General features: G+C 64.6%; 1 protein-coding gene. It reads right to left on the bottom strand.

Going from position 1 to position 2,411, the window contains the following annotated elements; translation table 11 throughout:
* Window positions 1-2,405, bottom strand: a 2,405-nt coding sequence (locus FAZ14_RS20155) for a DUF6531 domain-containing protein (protein ID WP_194287089.1), incomplete at its 3' end; no start/stop codon positions are given.
* Window positions 2,406-2,411: the final 6 nt, after the last annotated feature.

Genomic DNA, 2,411 nt, shown 5'->3' with positions numbered 1-2,411 from the left:
TGCCAGCGGCTGCCGTCCGGGGCAATAACCGTTGTCAGTTGCTGGCTCTCTTTATCGTACGCGTAGTGCCAGGTGCGACCTTCGGCGTCGGTGCGTGCGGTCAGCAGGTCGAACGGGCCAAAGGTCTGACGCCACAGCGCGCCGTTGCCGTCCACGTAGCTCAGCAGGTTGTTGTGGCGGTCGTACTGGCGCTGCTCTTCCTTGTCATCCGGGCGTATCAGCTGCTCCGGCAGCGCCCAGCTGGCCCGGCGGTAACCGAGCCGGAAACGGGCACCGTCCGCCCGTTGCCACTGCACCACCCGGTCCTGCCCGTCGTAACGTAACTGCTGGGTACGGCTCTCGGCGTCGGTGGTGCTCAGCAGCCGCTGGCGGTGGTCGTACTGTAACCGGGCCTGCACCTCACCGGCGGCGTCGCTGACCTGGGTTAGCAGGCCGTAGCGGTTCCAGGTGAATCGGACCTCGCTGGCGTCCGGACCGGTGAGTCGCTCCGGGTTACCCTCGGCGTCATACGCCCAGCTCCACTCGCGTCCCAGCGGGTCGGTGACGCCGCACAGCCGCAGCGCGTCGTCATAATCGTACTGCCACTGGTGGCCGCTGGCGTCGGTAAAGGTGCTGACCCGCCCGGTATCGTCCAGATAGCCGAATTCGACCACCCGACCGGCGGGCGAGATTTCCCGCAGCAGGTTGCCAACCTCGTCGTAGTCATAGCGGGTGACGTGACCGAGCGGGGATTTTTCCCAGCTCATCAGGTGCAGGTCGTTAAAACCGAATTCGCTGCGCTGGCCGAGGCCGTCGGTCATTACCACCCGGTCGGGCAGGTAGTCGAAGCGGGCGGTCAGGAAACCGTCAGCGCAGGTGGTATAGACGCAGCGCCCCTGTGCGTCGTATTCGTAGCGCGCCCAGGTCTGGTCCTTATCGTGCCAGCGGGTCAGCCGATGGACGGTGTCGTACTCGTAATAGAGGTGATAGGCGTGGGTGGCGTCCGCTTCCACCAGTCGGCCCTGTTCGTCCTGGCGGTACACGGCCAGCAACGTCTTCTGGCCACCATCGATGCGTTGTATCTGGTGCAGGTACTCGCCCCGCCACACCAGCAGCAGGGTGACGCCGTCGCTGTGGCGCACCTGGCGCAGGTAGCCTTTCGGGTCGCGCACCAGTTCGATGCGGTTGTCGTGGGTATCGTGAATGGCCGACAGCAACCGGCGCTCGCCCTGCACCACGCTAAAGTCGCGCCAGGTCTGCTGGTCGCGGTGCCACAGGCTGAAACCCTCGCCCCGGCGGTGCAGGGTAAATTCAGGGTAGTGCGGGCAGTACACCGCCTGTACGTCCTGATGGAAGGTAAAATCGATGTCGTAACCCTGTGCCAGCGTGATGACCACGTGGGTGTTGAGGCCGTCGCGCGTTACCGTCGCCACCTCGCTCCAGCTGTCGTGCCAGCCGCGGCCCAGCAGCCCGACATGCCCGGAGGCGGAGCGGTAGGTGCGTTCGAACACCAGCGGCAGCGTCTGGCCCAGCGCGATATCGGTACGGGATTCAATCACCTCGCCGCTGGCGATATAAACCGGGTCTTTGAGGAACGCCTTTACTGCTGCCTTGGCTCGCGTCAACCCACTGCTGGCTTTGAAAGCCTTACTGGCACAAGATGATTTATCCGCGAGGCGACCGGCAATCCACTTTGCCCCGGCTCTGGATCCGCGTAGTACTGCCTTGGGACCACGGATAAACAGCTTTCCCAGCCCCTTCAACATCCCCCGGCTGGGCGGCACCAGAAACTCCACCGCAATCAGCAGCGCCTTTTCCCACCAGCTGAATTCGTCGGCAATCTCCAGATAGGTGCCCTGCCCGGAGCCGAAAAATACCGTCGAGGCCCCTTCCTTGAGGGTGGCACCACACACGGTTTTATCGTCGATACGGGCGGCCGGTGCGTCGTTCACGAACACGGATTCGCTGCCCTGGGCAATCAGTTGCGGGCTGTTGTGCTTGGTGCAGGCGACGGTGTCTTTCGTGGCGCGGGCGACGGGCTGTTTTTCGACAAACACGTTACCCGAGCCCGACGCCACCGGCCCGAAGGCCGGTGATGCACTGTCCACCATCGCCGACACCTTGTTGGTGACGGCGGAAATCAGGTCACCGGCAGCAAACACCGCCAGTGCCCCGACGGCCGCCACCGCCAGTCCGCCGGTGACGCCGACCAGAAACACTGCCGCTGCCGCTACGGCGGCCGCCACCAGCGCCCCGGCCACGGCACCGGCCAGTGCACCGAGAAAACTCTTGTGTTTGATGGTCTTGCCCGGCGAGGTCGGCGGTTTACCCTGACAGGGTTGTGGCCGGTCGGCAGGCGGGTTGGGACGGTTTCCGGCGTGCATGGCCCCCACCCGGGCCACCCGGCTCAGAATATCGTTGAGCATCGTGAC

The sequence above is a fragment of the Dickeya oryzae genome (assembly GCF_009372235.1).
Lineage (GTDB): Bacteria > Pseudomonadota > Gammaproteobacteria > Enterobacterales > Enterobacteriaceae > Dickeya > Dickeya oryzae.
The sequence above is the reverse complement of the archived record's forward strand: the minus strand, read 5'-3'. Positions and strand labels throughout refer to the sequence as shown.